Origin of the sequence: Trichocoleus sp. DQ-A3, assembly GCF_039961975.1 — a bacterium.
Lineage (GTDB): Bacteria > Cyanobacteriota > Cyanobacteriia > Cyanobacteriales > FACHB-T130 > FACHB-T130.
The window spans coordinates 1-25,413 of record NZ_JAMPKC010000035.1 but is presented as its reverse complement, the minus strand read 5'-3'; the positions used below and the strand labels follow the sequence as shown (position 1 = coordinate 25,413).

Below are 25,413 nucleotides of genomic sequence, written 5' to 3'. Positions count from 1 at the left end.
AGAGATGACTGAAGACCGAATTACTCAAAATCTTATCGTTGAAAATCGTAATCTGCGCCTAAATCAGCGTTCATCTATGCACCTGCCGCGCAGCCTGAGTGCCTTAGAAACTTGGGGTTTTGGGTTCACAGGTCATCTAGCCTGGATTGGCACAGCCCCGCTAATTCATGCAGCATTAGGAGCATCTGCCATCTTTGTGTGGTTGCCCGCAGCGATTGTGGGCATGCTGCTGAATCTGCAAGTGAAACGCTTAGGAGAACACTGGCCTGAAATATCGGGAGGAACTCCAAATTACACGACTAAGTTACTCAAAAACTATCCCGGTCTAGCTCGTTATGCGGCGATCGCGTACTTCATCGGCTGGGCAGGATATCTGCCAATCAACCCAATTATCCTGACGAATCTCATCAAGACTAATCTAGAACCTTTAGGGATTGATTGTCCAGAAACGGCTCTGAAAATAGGATTCACGCTGATTGCTTATATTGTCGCGTTCAGCGGCACGCGAGCTTTAGCAATCTTGCACACGTTTTTCATTCTTCCAGCAGTCGGATTCTTATTGGTGTTTTGTCTTCAAGGTCTAGGATGGTTAGCCTTCTCGCCCGCGAGTCCCGGATTTTTTCCTAGCACCTGGTCAACCTTAAACTTTGTGGATTGGGCAAAGTGGTCTTTTTTCGCAATCTACATTGCCTACGCCTGCGAGACAGCCTCCGCATTTGTCGCCGACAGCCGACGCCCTGGAGAAACGCTGCGATTTCTCAGCTTGGCAGCTTGGCTAATGCCGCCGGTCATTCTGGGCGGTTCTTGGGTACTCATGCGCTTGGCAACTGTACCAGACTTGGGCGAAGACACGTTCTTGAACTTTTTCACAGCAGCAAAGCCCTTCTGGGGCGAGTCAGCTTCCTTAATCGTGACCCTCCTGATCGTCTCTAGCTGCCTTCTCGCTTGCGCGACTGCGGTTTCTAATTCTCCCCGCATTTTGTACCAACTTGCCCTAGACGGACACCTTTCACCCGTCTTCGCGGTCGTCTCCCGGCAAGGCGTTCTGCAACCTGCCCTAATATTTTCCCTTGGCATCAGCTTGATCTATTTGCTTTGGGGAGATATTTCTCGAATTGTGGTAGTAACGGGTACTGGCTATCTTGTCGCCATTATGTCAATCCAGCTGGGCTTGTGGTTGCAGCGAGGCAAACCCGAAGTGCGCTGGCCTTGGTGGTCGCTGGGCTTCTTCGCCCTCGAGGCGGTTGTTCTGGTAGTGGGGGGTTTAAGTTGGAGCTGGCAAGATGTGCTAGTTGGGCTGCTGTCTCCGATCGCTGTTTTGGCTTGTGATGCAGCGATTCGTCGGATCGCATTTGAGCCTTTCCACCCAGCCTGGTGGATTGAGCGTTACCGGGTGAAAAGCTTTCAGGCCAAAGATTTTGTTGCCTTTCAGGTGATCGTCCTGATTCTATTGGTTTGTAGTGCGACAGCGATCGCCTGGGTGCTTCGGAACGGGATTGGGCAGATTTCTGGGAATGCCAGTAACAATCTTTTAGTCATTTTGCTGATGACGCTCGCTTTTGTAGCGATCGCAGTTGCCTGCTGGACTAGCTTGCCTCAAGTGGCTGCGATCGCTGAAGCACGGGAACACGCGGAAAATCTTTTTATCACTGCCCTAGACACGGTTCCGGATACCATTCTCGTTTTGGATGAGAGCGGCGCGATTCGTCAAGCCAACCCAGCCGCTGTTGCCCTTTTCGAGATGGACGCTCATCAGCTGATTGGGCGTCGCCTCAACGATTTCCTCCCTGGGTTAGCTGGGTCGCCTGAGATTTGGCAAAGTCGCAGCGAACAGACATTCCGGCAGGATGAAACAAGCTTACGCACGATCGAGGTGACGCTTTCCCACCGCTCAAATCGCCAACTTCAAGAATATATTGTCATCCTACGCGACATCACGGAGCGCAAGCTCTCAGAAGAAACATTGCAGCAATCGGAAGAGACTGCTAGAAAGCAAGCGATCGCTCTAGAAAAAACTCTGCGAGACCTGCGGCAAACCCAAGCTCAATTAATTCAAACTGAGAAAATGTCTAGCCTCGGTCAACTCGTTGCGGGTGTTGCCCATGAGATTAATAACCCTGTCAACTTCATCTACGGAAATCTGACCCATGTGGGTAACTACACTCAGGATCTTCTCGGTTTAGTTAACTTTTACCAGCAGGGTTATTCCTACACTGACCCCAACATTCAAGGCTTGGTTGAAGAGATCGATCTTGATTTTCTAATTGAGGATTTGCCGAAAACTTTGTCTTCGATGAAAGTAGGGGCAAACCGCATTCGGGAGATTGTTCTGACTTTGCGTAACTTTTCTCGGTTAGATGAAGCCGAGATGAAACCTGTCAACATTCATGAGGGAATCGATAGTACCCTCGTGATTTTGCACAATCGCCTCAAGCATAAACCAGAGTTTCCGGCTATTCAGGTTATCAAGCAATATGGCAACTTGCCGCTGGTGGAATGTTATGCCGGACAAATGAATCAGGTATTTATGAATATCTTGAATAATTCGATTGATGCTTTGCAGGAGCAAGATAAAGCGCGAAGCTCAGAAGAAATTAAAAAGAAACCCAGCACTTTAACAATTTCTACCCAACTTTTAGACAAGAATTGGGTGAGAATCGGGATTAAAGATAATGGGCCGGGGATGAGTGCAAGTGTACTAGGGCAACTGTTTGACCCGTTCTTTACAACAAAACCAGTCGGTCAAGGCACTGGACTGGGTTTATCGATTAGCTATCAAATTGTTGTAGAAAAGCATGGCGGAAAGATGAAGTGTCTATCTCGACCTGGGGAAGGTGCAGAGTTTCAAATTGAGATTCCGATCGGGCAAACTTATAAAGTGAACCCCAGCGTCGATCGAGAGGTTCTAGGATAGAGATCCTAGCGAAAACTTTTGATTATTTATGTCTGCTACGTCCCGCTCTCAGGTTCAGTCTTCTACAGACAGTCAGCATCAAAATCAGTTTGATGAAACTGCTCCCGTTGCTAAACAGGGGGTAACGAATAAAAACCCAGCCAGAACGATTCCTCCCCTTTTAGGGGCAAATTTAGCTGAATTAACCCAATGGGTGCTTGCTCAAGGACAACCGGCTTACCGGGGACAGCAACTGCATCAGTGGATTTATGAAAAAGGAGCGCGATCGCTTTCTGAAATTACTGTATTTTCTAAGCAGTGGCGCGACCAAGTAGCAGATGTCCCGATTGGACGCTCTACGATACATCATCGTTCTGTTGCTCCAGATGACACGGTGAAGTATCTGCTGCGGTTGGCAGATGGTCAAATTATCGAAACAGTCGGTATTCCCACAGAAAAGCGCCTCACGGTGTGCGTGTCTTCACAAGTGGGTTGTCCGATGGCTTGCGACTTCTGCGCTACTGGGAAGGGTGGTTTTACCCGCAATCTCGCACGTCATGAAATCGTCGATCAGGTGTTAACGGTTCAGGAAGACTTCAAGCGACGAGTCAGCCATATTGTATTTATGGGGATGGGCGAACCTTTACTGAATACGGTAAATGTTCTGGGAGCGCTAGAGATACTAAATAAAGATGTGGGAATCGGACAGCGTTCGATGACACTCTCCACCGTGGGAGTACGCGATCGCATCCTCGATTTAGCGCAACATCACTTGCAAATCACCCTTGCAGTTAGCCTCCACGCACCCAATCAGGCACTTCGGGAAAAACTTATCCCCACAGCTCAGCGATATCCCCTGGAAGATTTGTTAGCAGAATGTCGGGAATATGTTCAATTAACAGGTCGCAGATTGACATTTGAATACGTCCTGCTTGCGGGTGTGAACGATCTTCCCCAACACGCCAATGAACTTGCATCCCGCCTGCGGGGATTCCAAACTCACGTCAATTTAATTCCCTACAATCCTATCCACGATGCTGACTATCAGCGTCCGGATTCTACTCGGATTCAAGCTTTTGTGGCAGCTCTAAAAAAACAGCATATTGCTGTTAGCGTTCGCTACTCTCGTGGTTTGGAAGCCAATGCTGCTTGCGGACAACTTCGAGCTTCTAAATAATCAGTAAAAGCAATTCTTTGAGGATTGCTTCTACAGACGACTTGCATCAAGACCGGGTGCGTATGCTTCGATTACTCTCCCGGTTCGAGAACAAGTCACCATCAAGTAGTCACAAGTACGGCATTGTGTCCGCGTTAGCTGGCTGCTAGAAATGTAATGCCGTTCACCCGGACTGCCACAGTTAGGACAGCGAATTGCTTGGACGAGCTGCATTGTTAAAGTTTTCATGTCAGTAAGTTTTTTAAAACAAGAGAATTGCTAGATTTGACCCCGATACCATCCGGTAAAAGTGTAGCTAAAGTAACAATTTAGCTACATGCAATGAGTGAAAAATCAATTTACCTTTCTAGACTATTATGGCAACCTTTTTGATAATTATCCATAATCAATTGAATGATTTATATGAATCATTCTTTAGGAATATGAGTCTATCTAGCTTTGATCCCCATTGTGAACTTATGCAAATGCGGGAGGTTTGCACAGGCATTTAACATCGTTTAGACATTTCTGACGTGTTGATTTTGTAAAGTTGGGCAGTTCTTTAGTAAGAATTTATAGAAGTTCTCAACATCTATCAGAATTAAATTTACAGCTAAAATAAAATTCTCTGGTTAAACTTTATGTGGATTTAAGGTTTAATAAAATTCTGGCATCTGTCTATAGAGATATTTCTTTTTTACAAAATAGGGTTGAGCGAGAAGATTGCAGATAGGGGCATCAGCGATCGCTCTGATGAAACGTAAAGGATGCCAAAAAAAGCGATTCACCCTCAAGAGCAAATCGCTGACCGTTAAGGATTGAGATTAAATCCGGTTGATCGCGCCTCCCATTAGAAGCACCTCTTCACTCCGGCTCCGGCTCCCCTCTCCGTGAAGGTCGAGGGTCTGGGGGTGAGGTTCTATCAAGCCAATTTAAAAAGTCAGTTGACGCGCCGTACTATCGTCAACGAAACGCTGTTCGCCAACACCCACTAGCTGCACGATAGTTTCGCGGCTGGGTGGCGTCCAATTGCCTTCTCGTGCTGCAATTGCAACCCTGGTTTGTTGCCCTTGGGAATTAACGCGGTAGGTTGTGGTGGCAAAAGCACCCGTTTGATATTCAAACGTATGCCCATCATCTTCATAGAGCCTAAACTCGCCATTTCCAGGCCAGATGCGGAGGGTGAGTTCGTCAAGGGGACGCTCATCCGTGGATTGCATCACCGGCTGCATGGGGATAATCGCTCCCGCACGCACATATAGCGGCATTCGCTCTAACGGTGCATGAGCTAAGATATGCGTCGCGCCTTGGTAACGTTCTCCTGTCCACCAGTCGTACCAAGTGCCTTCGGGAAGATACACTGCGCGGTATTCCACCCCTGGTCGATAGATGGGTGCTGCCATTAGGGAAGAACCGAGCAATACTTGGTCGTAGAGTTTATAGGTTTTCGGGTCGTTGGGGAAATGATAGAGTAAGGGACGCAAAATTGGTGCGCCAGTAGTTGCAGCTTCCCAGAAAAGCGTGTAAATGTAGGGCAATAGCTGGTAGCGGAGATTAATATATTCACGGCAGATGGCTTCAACGCGATCGCCAAAAACCCAAGGTTCGTGTCTTGCCGTACTCATTGCCGAGTGACCGCGCATCAACGGGTAAAGCATTCCCACTTGCATCCACCGAGCAAATAATTCCGCCGTGGCGTTGCCAGCAAAACCGCCAATATCGGAACCGACAAACGCCACACCGGATAGTCCCATATTGCAGAGCATCGGCAGGGACATTTCCAGATACTCCCACAGCGATTGATTATCGCCCATCCACACCGACGACCAACGCTGAATTCCGGCAAAACCGGAGCGTGTCAGCACAAACGATCGCTCTGTAGAACGCAGCCGCTTCAGCCCTTCGCAAGCCGATTGAGCCATTGATTGCCCATACAGGTTGTGAGTTTCGGCATGGGTAGTGCGTTCTTCCGGCGAACCTTGGGGGGCATCTAAGGGAAAGGATATTTTATTCCCCGGATCTCCAAACGGGCGATCGTCTATCGCCGGTTCGTTCATATCGTTCCAGATACCCGCAACGCCGACTTCAGTTAGGCTTTTGTGCAAGTCGCCCCACCACTGGCGCACTTCCGGACGCAGAAAATCGGGAAATACTGCTTTGTCGGGCCAAACGTAGCCGTGGAATAGCTCACCCTCTGCCTTGCGGATAAAATAGTCATTTTCTATGCCTTGGTCGAAGACGTGGTAATCGGCTTCCGGCTCGTACTTGACGCCCGGATCGATAATTGTCACCGTCTTGAAGCCATCCCGCCCCAAGTCATTGACCAATTGGGCAGGATCGGGGAACCGTTTGGGACTCCAGGTAAACACCCGGTAGCCCTTCATGTAGTCGATATCGAGATGAATCACATCGCAAGGGATGCGACGGTTGCGGAATTCCTGGGCAAGTTCTCGCACCACCTCTTCAGATTCGTAACTCCAACGGCATTGGTGATAACCAAGCGACCATTTCGGTGGAAGTTGCATCCGACCTGTTAGCTGGGTGTAGGTGCTAAGAATTTGCGCCGGTTCCGGGCCATAAATGATGTAATAATCCAGCTCATCGCCCCGCGTTTCCATCCGATAGACGCCCGGTTGTTCTGCACCAATGTCGAACTGGCTCCAAAAAGTAGTGTTAAAGAAGATACCGTAGGCGAGTTCTGGACGCAGCGCTATCAAAAATGGAATCGCCTGGTACATTTCATCGGTAAATGAACTGTAATCGAGGGCGTCAACTGTCCAGTTTGTTTGGACTTCGCTGAGTTTGTCGAGTAGCTTGGTGCGTTCGCCAAAACCGTAGAAATGTTCATCAGCTTCGATGCGTTTCCAGGCAGCGATCGCGCCCATACGTCCAGCCATCCCCATTCCGGTGTCTTGCGCGAAAGGTCGCCCGGTTTTATCAAAACACTCGATCCGACACCCTTGGCGGTGGATGTACACGCGCATCTGGTCGGTTTCGATTTCTACTGCTGCGTCGGTTTCCCGAACTTGGAAGGGGACAACTGACCATTCTGCATCATCCAAGGTCACTGCCCAAGAACGACGCGGCATAAATTCGCCATTCGGTGCCCACCGGACTCGGACTAAGTTCGGTGCCAGTATGCTAATTGCAAGGCGCGAATTCTCACAATCGCAGTAGATTCCTCGATCGTGGCGTTCTATTGTTTTTAGCGTTCCAATTGTTGACCAAGATGTCCCTGTCGTGGGCAGTTTTCCAAAATATTGCGGCATCACCCCTCCCGATAAACTGTGAATTTGAGTAGAAGCGATTGATAAATTGCCCCTACCGCTAGCGATCGCTAATGAGCAAAATGCTTTTACTCACCTCGATCCAGCTTGTAACAGTTGATCGGCTGCGGCTTCTTCCAGGGGGAAGGTTTTGCTGCGGAGAAGCAGGGCTTTGAGAAGTCCGTTTAACATAGATCAGGACTTACGCTCTCGTTATGGAAAAACGAACCGCCAAGGACGCCAAGGACGCGAAGGAATAAGAGTTTTAGAGAGTTATTGCGTAAGTCCTCATAGGTGTCAGCATCAATTTAAAGCGTATGGGATATGATTGCGCGATCGCGTTAGCGAAGCGAGGCGTTAGCCTAGCGCTGAAGGCTGCTGCCGAGAACATCGGCAGTTATCCCCGCCCAACTGATGCACAATCTAGACTTGAAGAAGTTTTTTGGAGAAAACTGCTGATGAAATTCACGCGCCGCGAATTTATCATGGCCTCTACGCTGGCGGCAGGGTTTGCCGTAGCAGTTCGCCCCATTTCTGCCCAAGTCATCACGACCGATAAGAAAGGCTTGGTGGCGGGTGAAGTGAAGATACCCGTAGAAGATGGGCAAATCCCCGCTTATCGGGCGATGCCTGCCAAAGGTAAGAATTTCCCCGTCGTGCTAGTTGTGCAGGAAATCTTTGGCGTCCACGAACATTTGCAAGATATCTGTCGCCGCTTTGCAAAACTGGGTTATTTAGCGATCGCGCCGGAACTCTATGCGCGTCAAGGCGATGTTTCCCAGATGAGCGATATTCAAGAAATTATCACCAAAGTAGTTTCTAAAGTCCCCGATGCTCAAGTTATGTCAGATTTGGATGCAACGGTTGCTTGGGCAGCCAAGTCCAGTAAGGGCAACACTGATAAACTGGGAATTACAGGCTTTTGCTGGGGTGGGCGAATCGTTTGGCTGTATGCGGCTCACAATCCCACGCTAAATGCTGGCGTTGCCTGGTACGGACGCTTAGTAGGCGAGTCTTTGCCCCTCATTCCCAAATATCCTCTCGACCTAGTTGATGAGCTGAAAGCGCCCGTACTGGGACTCTATGGTGGCAGCGATACCGGCATTCCGAACGAAACTGTCGAGAAGATGCAGGAGGCACTAAAAGCAGCAGACAATGCTTCGGAAATTATCCTTTATCCGGACACGCCCCACGGCTTTTTTGCCGACTACCGCCCCAGCTACCGCAAAGAGGAAGCAGAAGACGGCTGGAAACGCCTACAAGCTTGGTTTAAGAAGTACGGGGTTGCTTAGGAAGCGATCGCTCATTCTACGATTCGGTTGCTTCTAAGTCTACTTAAGCCCTGGCGATTGGAAATCGCGGCTATACAAACGAAGTCCGCCTTGCGCGGACTAAGAAAAAATCAGAAGCTTTAAACCTGCGTTAGCGAAGCGTTCCGAAGGCTAGGCAGGTTTTGTCTGTATAGCTGCGGTTTCAACCGCCAAGCGTGAAGTCTTTGAACCTGTGAAGGCAGGTTTTGTCTGTATAGCTGCGGTTTCAACCACCAAATCTTAATTTGAAACCGCTGTGCAATGTCATGCCCCTATGGAACTATCTCCAGATTGATGTTTCTTCCCAAGACATTGATAAACTAAGCGATGTATCAGTAGCTGTCAGGTAAAACTTTGCTAGACGAACAAGCCAAAAAAACTATTCTGCGTAAGATTCCTCACGGACTCTATATCTGCGGTGTCAAAGATGGCGAAGAAGTTAACGGCTTCACATCCAGCTGGGTGATGCAAGGCTCGTTTAAGCCACCGCTGGTTGTGAATTGCGTTAAGCAGGATTCTAAATCCCACGCCATGATCAAAGCCAGTGGCGTCTTTGCACTTAGTTTCCTGGATGAGGGACAGCAAGACTTAGCGGAAAAATTCTTCAAGCCGCAGCGCCGCGTCGGGAATAAATTTGAAGAGGTGGAATTTTATCTAGGACAAGAAACCGGCTGTCCCATCATCTCCGATTCCCTTGGTTATGTGGAGTGTAAGGTTGTCGGTGCTGTGGAACACGGCGATCATACGGTTTATGTCGGGGAAGCGATCGCTGCTGGCGTCCACCGCGAGGGTAAACCGCTTTTACTCGAAAATACTCCTTGGCAATATGGTGGGTAATTGGTAATTGGTAATCGGTAATTTGTAATTGGTAATTGGTTAGTAGCAAAGGACTAATAACGAATGACTAATAACGATTACCCATTACCTAATGCCTTTTGAAAGGAATTAGAGTAAAAGATTATGCCGCTAATCAAAGTTCAAACTTCTGTTGATTCTCCCGATTGGGGTGCTGTTGAGGGTCTGCTGAAAAGTCTTTCTGCTAAATTAGCGAAGCATACAGGCAAACCGGAATCTTATGTGATGACGGCTTTTGAGCCGAGTGTAGCGATGACATTTGGGGGGACTCTCGATCCCGTCTGTTACGTCGAAATTAAAAGTGTCGGTAGCATGAGTCCGTCGCAAACAAAGGCAATGAGCCAAGATTTTTGCCAGCAAATTAATGAGAAACTTGGTGTATCTACAAACCGAATTTACATTGAGTTTGCTGATGCAAAGGGTTCAATGTGGGGTTGGGATGGGTCAACATTTGGTTGATTAAATCCTACTTGATAATGCCCGCACCTTGAAGGCTGGGGCTACACAAATAAAGCCCGCCTGCGTGGGCTAAGAAATTGGAAATATTGAGGTTTGTAATTGGGTGCAATACATTGTGACCTCTCCCCAACCCCTCTCCTACAAGGAGAGGGGCTTTTCCCCTTCCCTACAAGGGAAGGGGGTAGGGGGTTAGGTTCTATATTTGATTCAAATAACAAGCATTATATTGGGGCGATCGCATTTGTCTCTCACTCAGCTTGCGTCCAATGTACAGGTCTTTCCAGATTGTCCGGCAAGATAGTTGCGCTATCTCCAAATGCTATTTTAATTTGCTCTTGTTTAAGGTTTTGAGCTAATGCAAGGTCTGCCCCTTGCAGGTTAGCTTCCCTGAGGAATGCCCCTTGCAGGTTAGCTTCAATGAGGAATGCCCCTTGCAGGTTAGCTTCAATGAGGAATGCCCCTTGTAGGTTAGTTCCACCAAGGTCTGCCACGTGTAGGTTAGCTTTACTGACATATGCCCCTTTCAGGTTAGCGTCGCTGAAGTCTGCCTCTTGTAGGTTAGCTTCAATGAGGTCTGCTCCTTGTAGGTTAGCTTCACGAAGGTCTGCTCCTTGTAGGTTAGCTTCACGAAGGTCTGCTCCTTGTAGGTTAGCTCCGCTGAGGTCTGCCCCTTGTAGGTTAGCTCCGCTGAGGTCTACTCGCTCAAGGTTTGTATTTTGTAAATTAAGTCTCTGATTGTTCGGATCTCTTTTTACGTCGCGCTGTCCGATAATTGTAAGTGCTGCTTGAATATCCGTAGGAATTTTTGGTAATTGCTCCTGCTGTATTTCTTCTTTCTTCAAAGGAGCCTTCTCTCGCACAAAAGCAGTCAACACTTTCATAATTGTCCAATGGTCTTTTTCGGAATCCTTAGCGATTCGTTCTAGGGCGTAAATTCCCCCTAAACGGATAGAGATATTCTCAGAAGCAAGAAGTTCAACAGCCTTAGTAAAGCGTTCTGTGATTTGCTTATCTTGTGCTGCTTCTGCATTTTTTAGAGCAGCTTTAGCGTTATCTAGAGCAGCTTCAGCACTTTTATTGGCAGCGATCGCGCTATCATCCATCGCTTTTGCTCGCTTCGCCGCATAGAAAACGTTAAAGAGGATTGCGGCTCCTCCAAAAGTTGTTGCAACAACTTTTAAAACTTCAATAATGGTTGGTATAACCGGATTTTTCAAAACCTCGCTATTCAATGAAACATAGCAAACTATCAATACTATCAAAGCAAAAAAAACTACCAAACTTATAAGCCGGTTTTTTAATCCCTCTATTTCATCACGCATAAAGTTATCCTGGCAGAGAGTTTATCAGCGAATTAATTGCTCGAATTGCGACTAAAAGCACTAAACCTCCAATCGCTAATAGGCTCAAAGGACGCAAGATTCCCTCCAACTGCCTCAACCGTTTCTCTAAGTCGCTTTCGTAATATTGCTCCAATTTTCGCAGCGCCGCATCTAGATTGCCGGTTTCTTCACCAGTGCGAATATATTGGATTGCAAGTGGGGGTAACTTGGTTTGCAGACTCTCGGTGAGGCTTCTACCGAGACGAATTTGCCGAGCAGCTTTTGCTACGTGGGTTGCCATCTGAGGATCGGGGATGCGATCGCGCAACAATTCCAGCGCGGCGAGAATTGGCACCCCGCAACTTAAAGGCAACGACAACTCAGTAAAGTAAAGGAGCGATCGCGCTTGCATGACTTTATCCAAACCGGGAAGTTGCGCCGCTAACCGCTGTAAACCGCGTCCGGGAAAGCGAGAATTCAGGATAGCTACCCCAACCAAAAGCACTGCTAATCCAAAACTGCACAGCCAGAAACCAGGATGGGTAAGCTTTTGAGGATTTCGCTTGAAAAGTGCGGCGGCAAGTACCAGCAGACTCCAAATCAGGGCGATCGCGGCGATTCCCACGGAACGATAGAGACGTTCCCGTTTGACTTTCGCTTCCGCCGCCGTTGCCAATCTCTCAAAAGTCTCTGCTAGCGATCCGCTGTATTCTGCTAACCGAATGAGGCTAATCGTCCAGCCATCAAAATATCGAGCGTCTAGTGTCAAAGCAGACGCCAAATCTTGCCCAGAATCCACCGCTACACTGACTGTTTGCAGATAGCGCCCGAAGGGAGAATTGCGATCGCGCTCAACCAAATTTAAGCTTTGCTGTACTGAAATGCCAGAATTCAGCAAAGTGGCGAACTGCTGGAAAAATTGAGCCTTTTCCTGGTTTTTCAACTTTATGTGTAGATTCACTAATCGGATTTTAGCTTTTGCTGATTTTCTAACGAATCTCTTGAAAGTTAAGGAGTGGCTCTGGTTGCACTAATCTAGAGACTCTCTGCGATCGCAGCAGAGGGCGATTGCTGGCTCGTGTATGCCGCGAGAAGAGGCTGCTGACGCGATGAATCCTAATCTGGTTGCGATCGCTCTCGTTTAGTGGTCGGTGCTTCTCGCTAAAACCGGAGACTTTTAACAATTCGTAGTTTTAGGGGTACTGTATGAGTACAATTTCCTTAAGCTAGCTCACACACCTCTTCCGTGATTGCAATCTATCCTGGCAGCTTCGATCCAATTACTCTGGGGCACCTCGACATCATTAAGCGCGGTTGTCGGCTTTTTGATGGGGTGATTGTTGCGGTGTTGCGGAACCCCAACAAAACGCCCCTGTTTACAGTACAGGAGCGCATCGAACAGATTCGTCTATCGACGCGATCGCTGCCGAATGTAGAAGTTGACAGTTTTGACGGTTTGACGGTCAACTATGCCAGAATCCGAGAAGCGGGCGTGCTGCTGCGCGGTTTGCGGGTGCTTTCTGACTTTGAACACGAGCTACAGATGGCTCATACAAATAAAACTCTGGACGACCGGATTGAGACGGTTTTTCTAGCAACCTCTAACGAGTACAGTTTCTTAAGTAGTAGCTTAGTGAAAGAGATTGCCAGATTCGGCGGCTCTGTCGATCATCTTGTTCCCCAGCACGTCGCCTTAGATATCTACCGATGTTACGCCAAGACTCTTCCCGCCTCGAACCCGATAGTAATGGACGCTTCCCCGAAGGTGAATTACCCGACAGTGGATCGGGAAGTGTAGATATTCAGCGGGAACTCGACCGCATCGAAGAAATGATTCTCGATAGTACGCGCATTCCCTTGACTAGCCTGCGCTTAGTCGATGAGAATCCGTTACTCGATCAGCTGGATTTGGTGCGGATCAATCTGCCACCAGCTTTTCAGGAAGCCGAAGAAATTGTTCGGCAGAAGGAAGAAATTCTCCTGCAAGCGGAGGATTATGCACAGCAGATTATTGAGACAGCAGAACGCCGAGCCGATCAGATATTGGATGAAATGGGCTTGATTCGGCAAGCAGAACGGGAAGCGCAAGCGATCCGGCAGGCGGTGCAGCAGGAGTGCGACGCCATCCAAGAACAAACGATCGCAGAACTAGAACGGATGCGCCTACAAGCACAACAAGAGCTAGAGCAGATGCGATCGCTTGCTATCCAAGAATGCGAGGACATTCAAAACGGAGCCGATGACTACGCCGACCAAGTTCTCACGAATATCGAGCAGCAGCTCAACGATATGCTCAAGGTCATCCGCAACGGTCGGCAACAGTTACAAAATGACGCTCCTCCACCGCCGTCGCCGCGTACTCCCACGGTTAGAGAAGTGGAGGGGGACAGAGGCAGAGGCGCAGATAAGAAGAAGTAAGTGTTGGGTGGGCGGTGCCCATCCACGATACTTTTGTGCTTTAGCTCTCAAACCTTCCTATTAGATTTGTGTAATTATCCATAATAAAAGAACCCCACCCCCAGCCCCTCCCCGCAAGCGGAGAGGGGAGCCGGAGCCGGAGCCGGAGCCGGAGCCGCAGGTGAGGGCGGGGAGGGGTTCCTCTTAATTGCGGTTTATCCTTACTAGAGGTAGCCCAGTTCTTCCAGCTTTCTCAAAACTTTCTCTGTGCTTTCCTCTATCGTTTCTTGGTCTGTGTGGCATTCGATTTGAGGATGCAGGGGCGATTCATAGGGGTCATCAATCCCAGTGAAGTTTTTGATTTCCCCAGACCGCGCTTTCTTATACAACCCCTTCACATCTCGCTGTTCGCAAACCGCTAACGGTGCATTCACATAAACCTCGACAAAATCTCCAATACGCGATCGCACTTCTTCTCGAATTTCCCGATAAGGCGAAATTGCCGAAATCAGTACGACCACACCGTTCCGAGTCAGGAGGTGAGCCACAAAACCAATGCGCCGGATATTCTCATCCCGGTCTTCTTTACTAAACCCCAAACCTTTGGTCAGATTTTGGCGCACCACGTCTCCGTCGAGGATTTCCACCTTGTATCCACGTTTCTGCAATTCTTGCGCCACTTCCTGGCTAATGGTGGTTTTTCCCGCACCGCTTAAACCTGTAAACCACACGGTGACACCACGATGCTCTCGATCCATTGTTCTTCGCTAAAACTGACGGTATTCTCATCCGACTTTAAGCGATCTGCGGAAAATGGGAAAGCAGGAGCATCATCGTTACATCTTTTAAACTAAATGAAGAAAGAGAGGACTTCCAGTCATGGCATTTGATTACGATTTGTTTGTCATTGGGGCGGGTTCGGGAGGATTGGCGGCTTCCAAACGTGCGGCTAGCTACGGAGCAAAGGTAGCGATCGCAGAAGGCGATTTAGTAGGTGGTACCTGCGTCATCCGGGGCTGTATTCCCAAAAAATTGATGGTTTACGCCTCTAAATTTTCTCATTTGTTTGAGGATGCCGCAGGCTATGGCTGGACTGTGGGCGAGAGAAGCTTAAACTGGGAACATCTGATAACGACTGTCGATAAGGAAGTCCACCGTCTCAGCCAGTTGCATATTGGGTTTTTGGAAAAAGCTGGGGTGGAGTTAATCAAGAGCCGCGCCACTTTAATAGATCCGCATACTGTGGAAGTGGATGGACGCAAAGTCACGGCTGATAAGATTTTAATCGCCGTGGGAGGGGAAGCCATCAAGCCGAATTTACCAGGGATGGAACACACCATCACTTCCCGCGAGATATTTCTCCTCAAGGAACAGCCGAAGCACATCGTCATTATTGGCGCTGGCTATATTGCCGTGGAATTCGCCTGTATTATGCACGGACTGGGATCGAAAGTCAGTTTGTTGCTTCGAGGCGATCGCATTCTCAAAGGTTTTGATGACGATATTCGCGTTGGCATTCAAGATGCCATGTCCCATCACGGCATCAACATTATCACCAATGTTACCGGGAAAGGCATTGAGCAAACCCCAGAGGGTCTAAAGGTCGCCTTCACCGAAAAAGGCAAAGACGCGGATACAACCCTCACCGCAGACCAAATTCTAGTCGCCATCGGTCGCGCACCTTTGTTAGGAAAACTTGGTTTGGAGAATGCGGGCGTTAAGGTTGTTAATTGTGAGGATGAAGATTTACCCAGGTTGCACGGGTACAGCGTCAACTGTGCAATCGAAGTCGATGAGTACAGCCGCACCAACCAGCCAAATATTTTCGCTGTGGGCGATTGCACCAACCGGATCAATTTAACCCCCGTCGCCATTGGCGAAGGGCGCGCTTTTGCCGATACTGAGTTTGGCAACAATCGCCGGGTATTCAATCACGAAAATGTTGCCTCCGCCGTATTTACGCAGCCAGAAGCCGCTACGGTAGGAATCAGCGAAGCCGATGCGCGGAGAAAGTTGGGCGATGACAACGTACAAATTTATCGCGCCCGATTCCGTCCTCTGTTCCACAGCCTCACCGGCGCGGATGAGAAAGTCATGGTCAAGTTGGTTATTGACAAAAATACCGACCGCGTGCTGGGCGCTCACATGGTAGGCGAGTATTCAGCTGAGGTGATTCAAGGAATTGCGATCGCAGTCAATATGGGAGCCACCAAAAAAGACTTCGACGCCACCGTTGGCATTCATCCTTCCACCGCCGAAGAGTTCGTCACTCTGCGATAAATTACGCTTACTTGTGATTTTGTTAACCCGCTTCTAAAGCCTTTTTAGGGCGGGTTTTTGGTAGCACTCGGTTGGCATCCTCCAAGCGCAGCTCCTCGTCATCAAGAGTAGTGCGATCGCTCTTTTTTCTCATTTTCTCGATAGATGCGATCGCACTTTCTCTAGTGATTCACCGCATAGATGCGCTGCTTGCCTTTGAACCTTTTCCCCAGATGCCCAGTCTAAAGCATTAGAAATCCAACAGTGGTAAGAGAGAGCCAATCGGTGCCAGCTGTACCAATCAATGCGCTAATGGGCGATCAACCCAACGAAAAACTCCATCTCGACACCGATGCTTACCTGGTAAAGCGGTGTCAAGAAGGCAACAAGCAGAGCTTTCAGCAACTCTACCAGCGCCATCAGCAGCGCGTTAGATCAACTCTTTACCAACTCTGCGGTACCTCATACTTAGATGATTTGGTGCAAGAAGTCTTCTTACGCGCTTGGAAGGGATTACCAAAATTGCGGGAAACCGCCCATTTTTCGACTTGGCTTTATCGCATTAGCTGGAATGTCGCTTCCGATCGGCGGCGGCAATTTGCTGTAGAAACCCGAAATTTTGCGTCTTTACAGCAAAGCGCTACCAATGCCTTCCCAAGTCAGCAAGCATCTCCCGATCTGATGCATCTACATTATGAAGATTTAGTGCAGCGCGGACTGCAACAGCTAAGTTTCGATCATCGCGCCGTACTGGTTCTGCACGACTTAGAAGACGTTCCGCAAAAAGAGATCGCAACTATCTTGTCAATTCCAGTTGGCACAGTAAAATCGCGGCTCTTTCATGCTAGAACCTCCATGAGGCAATTTCTCCAGAAGCAAGGAGTCCACCTATGACTCAGTTCCCCGATGATGACAAACCCCTGGTAGAGTTTCTGCGCCAACACCGGGGTCATGTTCCCCCATCTGCACCCGATTTAGAGAGCCAGATTATGCAAGCCGTAGCCTCTGCGCCGCCACAGCCGCAATGGCGACGACAGAGGTGGATTTTACCCTCTGCCCTTGTTGCTAGTCTGCTAGTTACCTGGGCAGGATATCGCGTGCTAGTGCCTAACACTGCATCGACTGCATCCACAAACACCGCCGAACTGGAAGCATTTCTGGCGACGAACTGGGATAGTGTTGTCGCGGGTGAAACGCCCGCGTCGTCGAGCAGCCAAGATGCAGAAGCTGATTGGTTGCTCTCAGAAAATTAGCTTTTTTAGGGAATCGGTAATGGTCAGTTATCTTTAATCAGCTCATTGCGACTACCTCATCAAGAATGGCTAATTGCGTCTTAACGAATTACTAATTACTAATTACTACTAACGACGGAGATTGTTTTCATGTCCCTAAATCGTATTTCTCTGTTAGCGGTTCTCATACTATCTATAGGGAGTGCGGTTGCTCTTGCCGATCCGAATCCCCAATCTTCTCAAACAATTGCCCAAAATTCGCCGGGTGCCCGTCCTCAAAGAGGCAACAAGGATGGACTCCTTCAGCAACTCAATCTTACCCCACAGCAAATGCAGCAAATGCAGGCGATTCGGCAGAAGTATAGAACCCAGATAGCGCCGCGCCAGCAAACTCTACGTCAAGCTCGGCAAGAGCTAGCGACACTGATGAATAGTACAGCTTCCGCCAGCCAAATTCGCTCTAAAAATCAGCAAGTTGAAGAGTTGCAGCAGCAGCTACAAAAGTTGCGGTTTGAAAGTATGTTAGAAATGCGAGAAGTTATGACTCCAGAGCAACGCGCCAAGTTTGTCCAACTGATGCAACAGCGACGACAACAAAAGGGGCAACGGGCGGGGAAAAATAGAGGACAAGGATTTCCAGGTTCGCTGGAGCGAAATTTTTAGCGGTTGATACGCCGGAAACTACTGCCCAATTGGATGCTTGATTATCTTTATCTGCATGGATTTGCCTCTAGTCCCCAGTCAACGAAGGCGATCTATCTGCGCGATCGCTTATCTTCCCTGAAAATCCCCTTGACAATCCCCGATCTCAACCAAGGCGATTTTTCCCATCTGACAATAACTCGGCAAATAAAGCAAGTCGCCGCTGAATTTCCCCCAAACTCAATGCCTGTTACTGTCATTGGCTCCAGCTTAGGGGGTTTAACAGCGGCTTGGGTGGGAGAAAAATACCCGCAGGTTCAGCGGTTAGTGTTGCTAGCTCCCGCTTTTGAGTTTCTGACTCACTGGTTGCTCCGACTGGGGGAAGAACAGCTGCAACAGTGGCAGACAGAGCAATATTTGCCGGTATATCACTATGGCGAGAAGCGATCGCTTCCTCTGCACTACCAGTTCGTCACCGACGCCGCCCAATATCAAGACGAACAGCTACAGCGCCCCATTCCTACTCTGCTTCTGCATGGGCGTCACGATGAAGTGATTCCGATTGCTGCTAGCCGCAACTACGCCGCCTCACGCCCTTGGGTTAAATTTATCGAACTAGAGGACGATCACAGTTTAGGAAACGTCCTACCTGAAATTTGGGAATTGATCGAAGCTTTCTGCTATTAATACCTGTTTGTTTCGCCACGCCTTTAGGCGTTCCGCTGCCGTATAAAAAACTAAAACCCGCCTAAGGTACCGGCGGGTTCGTGAACGAGCTATAAATGGTCAGGTTACTCAAACGAAAGAGGAAAAATTCTAGAAAAGTTGACGAAACCAAAAACTAACTCTACTAGGGTGGACTTAATTCGCAACAAACCTTTTCTAACTATCTTGCATTCCCTACGCCGATTCAGGCAATGATCTAGATCCGCGACCAACAGTTCAAATTCAAAAAGAAGCGAATGAACTTCAGCGCGATCGCTACATTTATTAGAGAAATACAACCGAGATTCGGTGTTGCGTTGGATAAGAGCGGGAGACACAGGCTCGAATCCGAAAACTTGGTGTCGAAGGTTCTTACTTCGTTGTGCCTATATTTAAATTAGCACTTGATTCTCCAACCTAACTCGTTCGTTAAATTAAATTCATATCCCTTTATGTGTTGAAATGTTTTCAAAATACTCGTTCAAAAATGAAAGATTTGCGGTACACCGATAATAAAGCCCCCGCCAATATTAGGAGGGGGCTTTATTATCAAGTTTTAGTCGTTATTGACCCGTACTGCTTGACCCACCAGTTGTAGAACTGCTCCCCGGCGTAGTGCCGGTGGTTCCGTTGGTGGTAGAACTGCTTCCCGGTGTAGTGCTGGTGGTTCCGTTGGTGGTCGAACTGCTTCCCGGTGTAGTGCCGGTGGTTCCGTTGGTGGTCGAACTGCTTCCCGGTGTGGTGCCGGTGGTTCCATTGGTGGTCGAACTGCTCCCCGATGTGGTGCCGGTGGTTCCATTGGTGGTAGCACCGCTATTCGGTGTGGTGCCAGTTGGATTTTGGGTGCCTGGGGTGGTGCCAGAAGTATTCGTTCGAGTTGAGTTCTGACGCACTGAAGGCGCGGTTAGAGTTGTACTAGGACTTGATTGAGTAGTCCCAGAAGTATTCGTTCGAGTTGAGTTCGACGGTTGAGAAGGCGTTACGTTAATATTTGTCTGATTTCGAGTCGGTTGTTGCCCGGAACTCGGAGGAACTGTAATGTTTACATTTGGCGCTCTTTGAGCAGGCGGTGCGTTTTGTGTCTGAGGAACCTGAATCACCGTAGGAGCCTTCTCAACTGTGGTTCTTTCGATAATTCTCTCTTGTGTAGGCTGTTGAGAAGCGCCCGATGAAGACGTATCTGGTGCAGTTGAGTTCGGTGCAACAGAAGCTGAAGGTGAAGGGGAAGGTACGGGAACCACCACAGGCGCAGGCGCAGTGTACTCTTCTACCTGCTGATTTCGTTGGTTGAGGAAGTAGAGGGCACCGAGGGTCAACCCTAGCAGAGAGGTGAGGGCAATCCCTATCAACAAGCCTCTGGCGGCATTATTATTATCGCGGATTTCTTGTCCTTCCTCGTTGACGCGGCGCTCGGAAACGCGACCGTGGACATAACCATCTCGATAGGAGGTCACTTTGCCTGGGTCTACAGTGCCATTTCCGTGAACCGTGTTAGTTGGGCCAACCGGATTATGGGGAGAAACCGGCTGATTTGGGTTCTGGGGAACTTCACGGTTATCGTTGTTGCGATTTTGTAGGTTAGACATGAGTATTACTACAACTCCTGAATGGTTTAAAGGCAGAAAAGGATGTTTAAAACTGTTTATGGTCAGTAGATTTGAGCAACGCTGTCTCAACCAAGCCTAGCTAGGAAGGTTAGGAGCCTACCTCGCGCAGAGTTAGAAACATTGTTTTCAATGTCCCCTGTCCTGCTTGTTATTGAGGCGCTGGAACGAGTTCCTGAATTTCCTGAATATTTATCTACAGTTCTTTCAAAGATGGTTGTCTTTTTCTCGATGCTTTGAGAGGGACTGTCATTGGGAACAGGCACAGAGGGTAGAGAAGATTCATTTCGCTGAGCAACGAAGAACAGAGTTCCAACGAGGAAACTTACAATCGATGTGAAAGCAAGATTCATCAGCAAATTAGTCAAGGCATTGGTATTCTCATCAACGAGATAGCTCTGTTCCTGAAAACGACGTTCAGAATTGCGACCTTTAAGGTACTCATTCTGGTAGGAAACCCGTTCAGAATTGCCTCTACCCTGATAGACCGATTTAGGCCTTTGATTGTTATCGGTTCTAGGGTGGTTGTACATGAATGTCGATCGAACTCTTTGTGTCAATCAGGAAACCGAGAAGACCCTGATTTTTTTAGATTGATTGGCAACTACAAGCTAAGGAAGTTAATACTCAGCTGTCTTGTCCTTATAAGCAATACGATATCCGTTAGTCTTGCCTGAATCTCTCTATCTGAGAATGGATTGTCTCCTCCATCCAAGGATTGAGATCGAAAAATCGAAAGGAAGAAGTCCGTGAAAACAGCACGCAGTTGTTCAAAAAAGCGTAAAAAAAACCGTTTTCATCAAGAAAACGGATTTATGTCATTTTATTTTTTTATAATTGCTATTTAATTAACGCAGCAAAACGTTCCAAGTCGCTGGACCCACTACACCGTCGGCGTCTAGCTTAAATCTTTGTTGAGCAGCTTTGACCGCAGTTTGAGTCGTTTCACCAAAGACACCATTCACCGTTCCTTTGAAAAAGCCAAGGGTTCGCAGGCGCTGTTGCAAACTGGTAACGGCTGGGCCTTGCGTTCCCAGCCTCAGAACTGGAAAATCGAGCTGTCTGGGCTGCTGCGGGTTCGTCCGTGTCTGAGAGCTAGGAGCAGCAGTTGTGGAACGGTTAGCGGTGGTTCTGGCAGCTGCCGGACGGTTGGGGGTTCTGGCAGTCGTTGCCGGACTGTTGGAGGCTGGAACATTCACACTGGGACGGGAAGTTGCCGCTGGTCTGGGATTGGCAGCAGTGTTTGTTGTAGTTGGGACGGGAAAAGATGCTGCCCCAGTGGTAGAAATTGTTGAAGCTGAAGGAGACGGGATAACCAGTGGTGTCGCGGCTGCTGTAGATTCCGATGGTGGGGCGACTGGAAATAAACGCTTCCAGGTTTCTGCACCCACGATTCCATCCGGTGCTAAACCAGCGGCTTGCTGAAAACGGGAAACTGCGATCGCGGTATTTTCCCCGTACACGCCATTTACGTCGCCATTATAGTAACCCAATAGTTTAAGAGCTGCCTGGAGTTCCGCTACTTCAGTCCCTTGGCTACCAGGTCGTAACGTTTGCCGAGTAACGGTTGCGGATGGAAATGTTTGAGCGATTTCTTTGGCATCACTGGGGATCGCCATAAAAGGTAAAAGTAAAAAGGCAAAAGGCAAAAGAATGTTTTTTTTCATTTTTACTTTTTCCTCTTGAGTTTACAAAAAGGCAAAAGGATGTTTTTTTCATCGCTTTTTCCTCTTGACTTTACAACGCGATTGGAAAAAGCGAAAAGGTTCAAGAAAAAATCTTTCATTTTTACTTTGTCTTTTTACTTTTTTCCTTTTTTAATTTTTAATGTCTAATTTTTCGGCTGGACCAACGAGAGAGACATAAGGTTCGGTAAAATACCGGGAAGCCACTTTTTGGATCAACTCTGGGGTGACGCTGGTAACTTTTTCCTGAAACTCGGTATCAAACTCAATTCCCAGCCCCAAAATTTCGTACCAGCCGAAAACTTGAGCCAGCTGAGCATTGGTTTGTTTGCCGAGAGCGTATTGACCAAGCAGCTTGTTTTTGGCAGCTTGTAGCTCCCGATCGCTCAGTTGAGTGGTGCAAAGGCGTTCCACTTCAGTTCGCAAGCCTTCATAGGCGATTGCGGTGTTTTCCGGTGCCGTGCCCATATATACCACAAACTGAGAGGTTTCTAGCCGAGTCGGATAAAAAGCTGAGACATCGTAAGCCAATCCCCGCTTCTCGCGCAGTTCCACAAACAAGCGGCTAGAAAGACCGTTACCTAAGTAAGTATTGAGCAGTTTCAGGCAGGCGTAGTCGGTTTCTTGCACGGATGGCGCGACGTAGCCCAGCATCACGATGGATTGCTGCGTATCTTGTGGGGTAGCGCAAGAAATGGGTTCAGGGGTGATTTGGGGCAGACTGAGGGTAGGTAGAGGGGTGGTTCCACTCTGCCAATCTCCAAACACTTGATTAACCAAATCAGTGGCGTCTTGGGGAGTCAGGCGACCGGCAATACTGATAACTAGGTTATCGGGACGGAAATACGTCTGATGGTAATGCTGGAGGTCAGCGCGGCTTAAACCAGAGACGGTAGCTTCGGTGCCCAGGCTGGAGAATCCGTAGGGATGATTCTGGTACATGGCTTGCCGCAGCTGGTCGAAGGCGATGGTGAACGGCTGTTCCTGCTGGGAGCGAATATCCTGCAAAGCGAGACGCCGTTCCAGTTCCACCTCGGCTTCTGGAAAGCTAGGCGATCGCAATAATTCCCCTGCTAGTTGCAACATCTCCGGAAAATCTGCGGATACTGTTTTGAGACTCAGCAAAAAATAATCCGCAGCCGCATCAGCACCGAGACTCGCTCCCACTGACTCTACTTGCTCGGCAATTTCTAGGGAGGAAAGCCGATCGGTTCCTTTGGTGAGTACCGTGGATAGCAAATGAGACAGTCCCGCTTTTTCTCGTGGCTCCCACCGACCTCCAACCCGTGCAAAAATTCGACCAGCAATAATATCAGCCGCTGGATTTTCCACCGTAATTAATACAATGCCGTTGTCTAGAACACTGCGGTGGATAGTTGGGTTGGCGAGCGATCGCGTCACACTTTGAGTCATTCGTTGTAGAGTCCTTAGTCATTGATCGTGGGTGATGAGTCATCGATCGTGAGTGGTAGGAACAACTTACGACTCGCTAATGACGAATGACTCATCACTCCTCTCCTCAAGCTAACAAGGTTTGAGGATTGTGACCGCATAGCGGTACGGGGAGAGATACTGCTGCGCCAGCTGCTGAAGTTCTGTGTTCTGAAAAGACTGAATTTTCTCTGGATAGGTCGTGGCGACTTCAGCCGCTGCAATGGTGTTGTAATAGCCATACAACCCCGCTAGCTGGCTGGGTGCTTCTGTGGAAAAAGCATAGTCATTCGACAGCAAGCGTTTACAGCGAGAAAGTTCTCCCTCTGAAACGGGAGCGTTTTGCAACTCGGAGATCGCATCGCCAATGATTGCCTCTACTCGATCGAGATTCTCTGGAGCGAGGCAGGCACTAATCGTAAACAAACTGGAATCCCGTTGTAGGGAGAAACTACTACTAATGTTCTGGACTAATTGCTGCTGTTCTCGCAAGTTTCTGATCAGTCGGGAAGACCGCCCTTCTGCCAACAGTACCGAGATCAAGTCTAAGCCATAGGCATTTCGCAACTGCTCTACACCCGGCCCCACCCATGCCATCATCAGACGAGCTTGTCCTAGCCTAGGTAAGTGGATTTCCTGACGCCGAATTTCTATCATTGGAGGTTCGGCTTCGGCTTCAGCCAGGGGACAATACAGGGGCGGAGCGAAGTGCTGGAACGAGCGATTTACCAGTTCTAGTGCGGGTTCTTTCTCAACTCCCCCCACAATGACGACGGTCATGTTTTCCGGCTGGTAGTGGGAGCGATGGAAGCGACGCATCTCGTCGGGCGATCGCTCCATCAAATGAGCTTCTGTTCCTAAGATGGGACGCCCGTAAGGATGGCGCTGGTAAATGCTTTCTGTCAGCGCCTGAAATCCAATAAAGTCGGGATCGTCGTAACTCTGGCGGATTTCCTCTAAAACTACATCGCGTTCCCGGATAAATTCTTCTTCGGGGATCGCCGCGTTTAAGAGAATGTCTGCCAGGGCAGGCAAGGTATTTTCTAAATACTGAGCGGCTGTAACAATAAAGAAATGGGCGTAGTCGTGGCTGGTCGCCGCGTTCGTCATGCCGCCGGTATTTTCAATTACTTGGTCAAATACACCGGGCGGCAGTCGGTCGGTGCCTTTGAAAATCATGTGTTCCAGAAAGTGAGCCATTCCCGACCACTCTTCTGTCTCCGCGATCGCTCCCGCCCGCACCCAAACATCTACCACAACCACTGGTGTCGCTGGGATGTGTTGATAAATCACTGTTAAGCCGTTGTCCAGCTTGAATACCTCAGCTGGAAATTTTGAAGTAGTATTTAAGAGTTGCAACAAACTTTTTATTTTCTAACTCTAGTTAGATACGAATTCAATTATCCTAGCGCCTAACGCTAAATAATTATCATTTGTCGATCCAAAGTTGGCAGCTTTGGATCCATTATTTAAGAAATACAATCAAAATTTAAAACTTTCAGCCAAGTAAGATACAAAAATCCCCTTATCTCTTGGACAAGGGGATTTTAATTCTATGAGGTTCACCGCAACGCCGTTTTACCTCAGTTTATGACCTGGATAAACCAGGTGGGCACCTAATGTCTGACTTAAAGTTTCCGGGTACTTGCCCGGTCTACTGCTGTCAAAGCTTTTTGGTTCCCGTTAGAACAAGGCAAGATCAAAAAACGTTATTGGCAGTCACCAACGCCGCAGCGTAACCTAAAAATTATTATAGCAAAGGAGCTAGGCTGTCGGGGAGTGGAAGAATCTCATTTAGTTCCCCCCTCCTGTGTTCACTCCTAACCCATACCTCCCAACCTCTAACTCCTAACTCCTAACTCCTCAGCCCTCAGTCCTCAGTCCTAACTCCTAACTCCTCAGCCCTCAGTCCTCAGTCCTCAGCCCTCAGTCCTCAGTCCTCAGTCCTAACTCCTCAGTCCTCAGTCCTCAGTCCTCAGTCCTCAGTCCTCAGTCCTCAGTCCTCAGTCCTCAGTCCTCAGTCTTCAGTCCTCAGTCCTCAGTCCTCAGTCCTCAGTCTTCAGTCCTCAGTCCTCTTCCCTCATTAGACCTCCTGCATGAATCAGTGAGTATGTGCCAGTTCGTAGTTCAACAGTCCCGCAATCAAGTTGAAGCGTAAGCCAAACCGCTTTCTACGATTGCGATAGCGTCCCGAAAA

21 protein-coding genes, 1 other RNA gene and 1 pseudogene are annotated in these 25,413 nt (G+C 48.6%); 12 read left to right on the top strand and 11 right to left on the bottom strand.

The features are described from left to right. The first annotated feature begins 4 nt into the window (after positions 1 to 4). Both NDI44_RS26065 and rlmN read left to right on the top strand, forming a co-directional pair. A complete protein-coding gene (locus NDI44_RS26065; RefSeq protein ID WP_190414584.1) occupies positions 5 to 2,914 on the top strand; it encodes an ATP-binding protein in 2,910 nt (969 codons plus the stop codon). A gap of 28 nt (positions 2,915 to 2,942) precedes the next feature. Beyond that, positions 2,943 to 4,070, top strand: a complete 1,128-nt coding sequence (gene rlmN, locus NDI44_RS26060; RefSeq protein WP_190414583.1) for a 23S rRNA (adenine(2503)-C(2))-methyltransferase RlmN — start codon at positions 2,943 to 2,945, stop codon at positions 4,068 to 4,070. A 30-nt stretch (positions 4,071 to 4,100) separates the two neighbouring features. Here rlmN and NDI44_RS26055 read toward each other — a convergent pair whose 3' ends face one another. Both NDI44_RS26055 and NDI44_RS26050 read right to left on the bottom strand, forming a co-directional pair. After that, positions 4,101 to 4,283 carry a replication restart DNA helicase PriA gene (locus tag NDI44_RS26055; protein WP_190414604.1) on the bottom strand — a complete coding sequence of 61 codons (183 nt, stop codon included), beginning with the start codon at positions 4,281 to 4,283 and terminating at the stop codon, positions 4,101 to 4,103. A gap of 698 nt (positions 4,284 to 4,981) precedes the next feature. After that, positions 4,982 to 7,318 (bottom strand): glycoside hydrolase family 31 protein, encoded by a 2,337-nt coding sequence (locus NDI44_RS26050; RefSeq protein WP_190414582.1) that lies wholly within the window; start codon positions 7,316 to 7,318, stop codon positions 4,982 to 4,984. A gap of 452 nt (positions 7,319 to 7,770) precedes the next feature. Between NDI44_RS26050 and NDI44_RS26045 the strand changes: the two genes are divergently transcribed. The 3 genes from NDI44_RS26045 to NDI44_RS26035 all read left to right on the top strand — a co-directional run bounded on the left by NDI44_RS26045 (position 7,771) and on the right by NDI44_RS26035 (position 9,939). Beyond that, positions 7,771 to 8,607 carry a dienelactone hydrolase family protein gene (locus tag NDI44_RS26045; protein ID WP_190414603.1) on the top strand — a complete coding sequence of 279 codons (837 nt, stop codon included), beginning with the start codon at positions 7,771 to 7,773 and terminating at the stop codon, positions 8,605 to 8,607. Positions 8,608 to 8,979: 372 nt separating this feature from the next. Beyond that, positions 8,980 to 9,462 carry a flavin reductase family protein gene (locus NDI44_RS26040; protein ID WP_190414581.1) on the top strand — a complete coding sequence of 161 codons (483 nt, stop codon included), beginning with the start codon at positions 8,980 to 8,982 and terminating at the stop codon, positions 9,460 to 9,462. Positions 9,463 to 9,585: 123 nt separating this feature from the next. Next, positions 9,586 to 9,939, top strand: coding sequence for a phenylpyruvate tautomerase MIF-related protein (locus NDI44_RS26035; RefSeq protein ID WP_190414580.1), 354 nt, complete (start codon positions 9,586 to 9,588; stop codon positions 9,937 to 9,939). A gap of 248 nt (positions 9,940 to 10,187) precedes the next feature. On the opposite strand, the gene NDI44_RS26030 is transcribed toward NDI44_RS26035, so the two are convergent. Beyond that, the gene (locus NDI44_RS26030) at positions 10,188 to 11,156 is read right to left on the bottom strand and encodes a pentapeptide repeat-containing protein (RefSeq protein WP_242037135.1); all 969 of its coding nucleotides are present in this window, start codon (positions 11,154 to 11,156) and stop codon (positions 10,188 to 10,190) included. Positions 11,157 to 11,265: 109 nt separating this feature from the next. Further along, positions 11,266 to 12,222, bottom strand: coding sequence for a type II secretion system F family protein (locus tag NDI44_RS26025; protein ID WP_190414578.1), 957 nt, complete (start codon positions 12,220 to 12,222; stop codon positions 11,266 to 11,268). A gap of 285 nt (positions 12,223 to 12,507) precedes the next feature. On the opposite strand from NDI44_RS26025, the gene coaD reads away from it, so the two are divergent. Together coaD and NDI44_RS26015 are read left to right on the top strand one after the other, a co-directional pair. Then, positions 12,508 to 13,059 carry a pantetheine-phosphate adenylyltransferase gene (coaD, locus tag NDI44_RS26020; protein ID WP_190414577.1) on the top strand — a complete coding sequence of 184 codons (552 nt, stop codon included), beginning with the start codon at positions 12,508 to 12,510 and terminating at the stop codon, positions 13,057 to 13,059. After that, complete coding sequence (locus tag NDI44_RS26015) at positions 12,969 to 13,679, top strand: DivIVA domain-containing protein (RefSeq protein WP_242033260.1); 711 nt, start codon at positions 12,969 to 12,971, stop codon at positions 13,677 to 13,679. Before coaD ends, NDI44_RS26015 begins: the two co-directional genes overlap by 91 nt. 203 nt (positions 13,680 to 13,882) lie before the next feature. Here the strand turns inward: NDI44_RS26015 and cysC are convergent, their stop codons facing one another. Continuing rightward, on the bottom strand, positions 13,883 to 14,416 hold the full coding sequence (gene cysC, locus NDI44_RS26010; RefSeq protein ID WP_190414576.1) for an adenylyl-sulfate kinase: 534 nt from the start codon (positions 14,414 to 14,416) through the stop codon (positions 13,883 to 13,885). A gap of 121 nt (positions 14,417 to 14,537) precedes the next feature. On the opposite strand from cysC, the gene gor reads away from it, so the two are divergent. The 5 genes from gor (at position 14,538) to NDI44_RS25985 (ending at position 18,478) form a co-directional block, all read left to right on the top strand. Further along, positions 14,538 to 15,938 carry a glutathione-disulfide reductase gene (gor, locus tag NDI44_RS26005; RefSeq protein ID WP_190414575.1) on the top strand — a complete coding sequence of 467 codons (1,401 nt, stop codon included), beginning with the start codon at positions 14,538 to 14,540 and terminating at the stop codon, positions 15,936 to 15,938. Positions 15,939 to 16,229: 291 nt separating this feature from the next. Continuing rightward, positions 16,230 to 16,811 (top strand): sigma-70 family RNA polymerase sigma factor, encoded by a 582-nt coding sequence (locus NDI44_RS26000; RefSeq protein ID WP_190414602.1) that lies wholly within the window; start codon positions 16,230 to 16,232, stop codon positions 16,809 to 16,811. Then, positions 16,808 to 17,170, top strand: coding sequence for a hypothetical protein (locus NDI44_RS25995; RefSeq protein WP_190414574.1), 363 nt, complete (start codon positions 16,808 to 16,810; stop codon positions 17,168 to 17,170). The genes NDI44_RS26000 and NDI44_RS25995 overlap by 4 nt, the downstream gene beginning before the upstream one ends. Positions 17,171 to 17,299: 129 nt before the next feature. Next, a complete protein-coding gene (locus NDI44_RS25990; RefSeq protein WP_190414573.1) occupies positions 17,300 to 17,812 on the top strand; it encodes a Spy/CpxP family protein refolding chaperone in 513 nt (170 codons plus the stop codon). A 33-nt stretch (positions 17,813 to 17,845) separates the two neighbouring features. Further along, entirely contained in the window at positions 17,846 to 18,478 is a 633-nt protein-coding gene (locus NDI44_RS25985; protein ID WP_190414572.1) for a YqiA/YcfP family alpha/beta fold hydrolase, read from the top strand. A gap of 581 nt (positions 18,479 to 19,059) precedes the next feature. Here the strand turns inward: NDI44_RS25985 and NDI44_RS25980 are convergent. From NDI44_RS25980 to NDI44_RS25955, 6 genes and pseudogenes are all read right to left on the bottom strand, one after another. Then, a complete protein-coding gene (locus NDI44_RS25980) occupies positions 19,060 to 20,082 on the bottom strand; it encodes a hypothetical protein (RefSeq protein WP_190414571.1) in 1,023 nt (340 codons plus the stop codon). A gap of 866 nt (positions 20,083 to 20,948) precedes the next feature. Further along, positions 20,949 to 21,767, bottom strand: a complete 819-nt coding sequence (locus NDI44_RS25975; RefSeq protein ID WP_190414570.1) for a peptidoglycan-binding protein — start codon at positions 21,765 to 21,767, stop codon at positions 20,949 to 20,951. A gap of 150 nt (positions 21,768 to 21,917) precedes the next feature. Then, positions 21,918 to 23,198 (bottom strand): pitrilysin family protein, encoded by a 1,281-nt coding sequence (locus NDI44_RS25970; RefSeq protein WP_190414569.1) that lies wholly within the window; start codon positions 23,196 to 23,198, stop codon positions 21,918 to 21,920. A gap of 111 nt (positions 23,199 to 23,309) precedes the next feature. Continuing rightward, the gene (locus tag NDI44_RS25965; RefSeq protein ID WP_190414568.1) at positions 23,310 to 24,578 is read right to left on the bottom strand and encodes a pitrilysin family protein; all 1,269 of its coding nucleotides are present in this window, start codon (positions 24,576 to 24,578) and stop codon (positions 23,310 to 23,312) included. A gap of 196 nt (positions 24,579 to 24,774) precedes the next feature. Continuing rightward, a non-coding RNA gene (gene ssrS / locus NDI44_RS25960) (6S RNA) lies at positions 24,775 to 24,956 on the bottom strand. Positions 24,957 to 25,317: 361 nt separating this feature from the next. Next, positions 25,318 to 25,413: pseudogene (locus NDI44_RS25955) on the bottom strand (IS5/IS1182 family transposase); the annotation flags it as partial.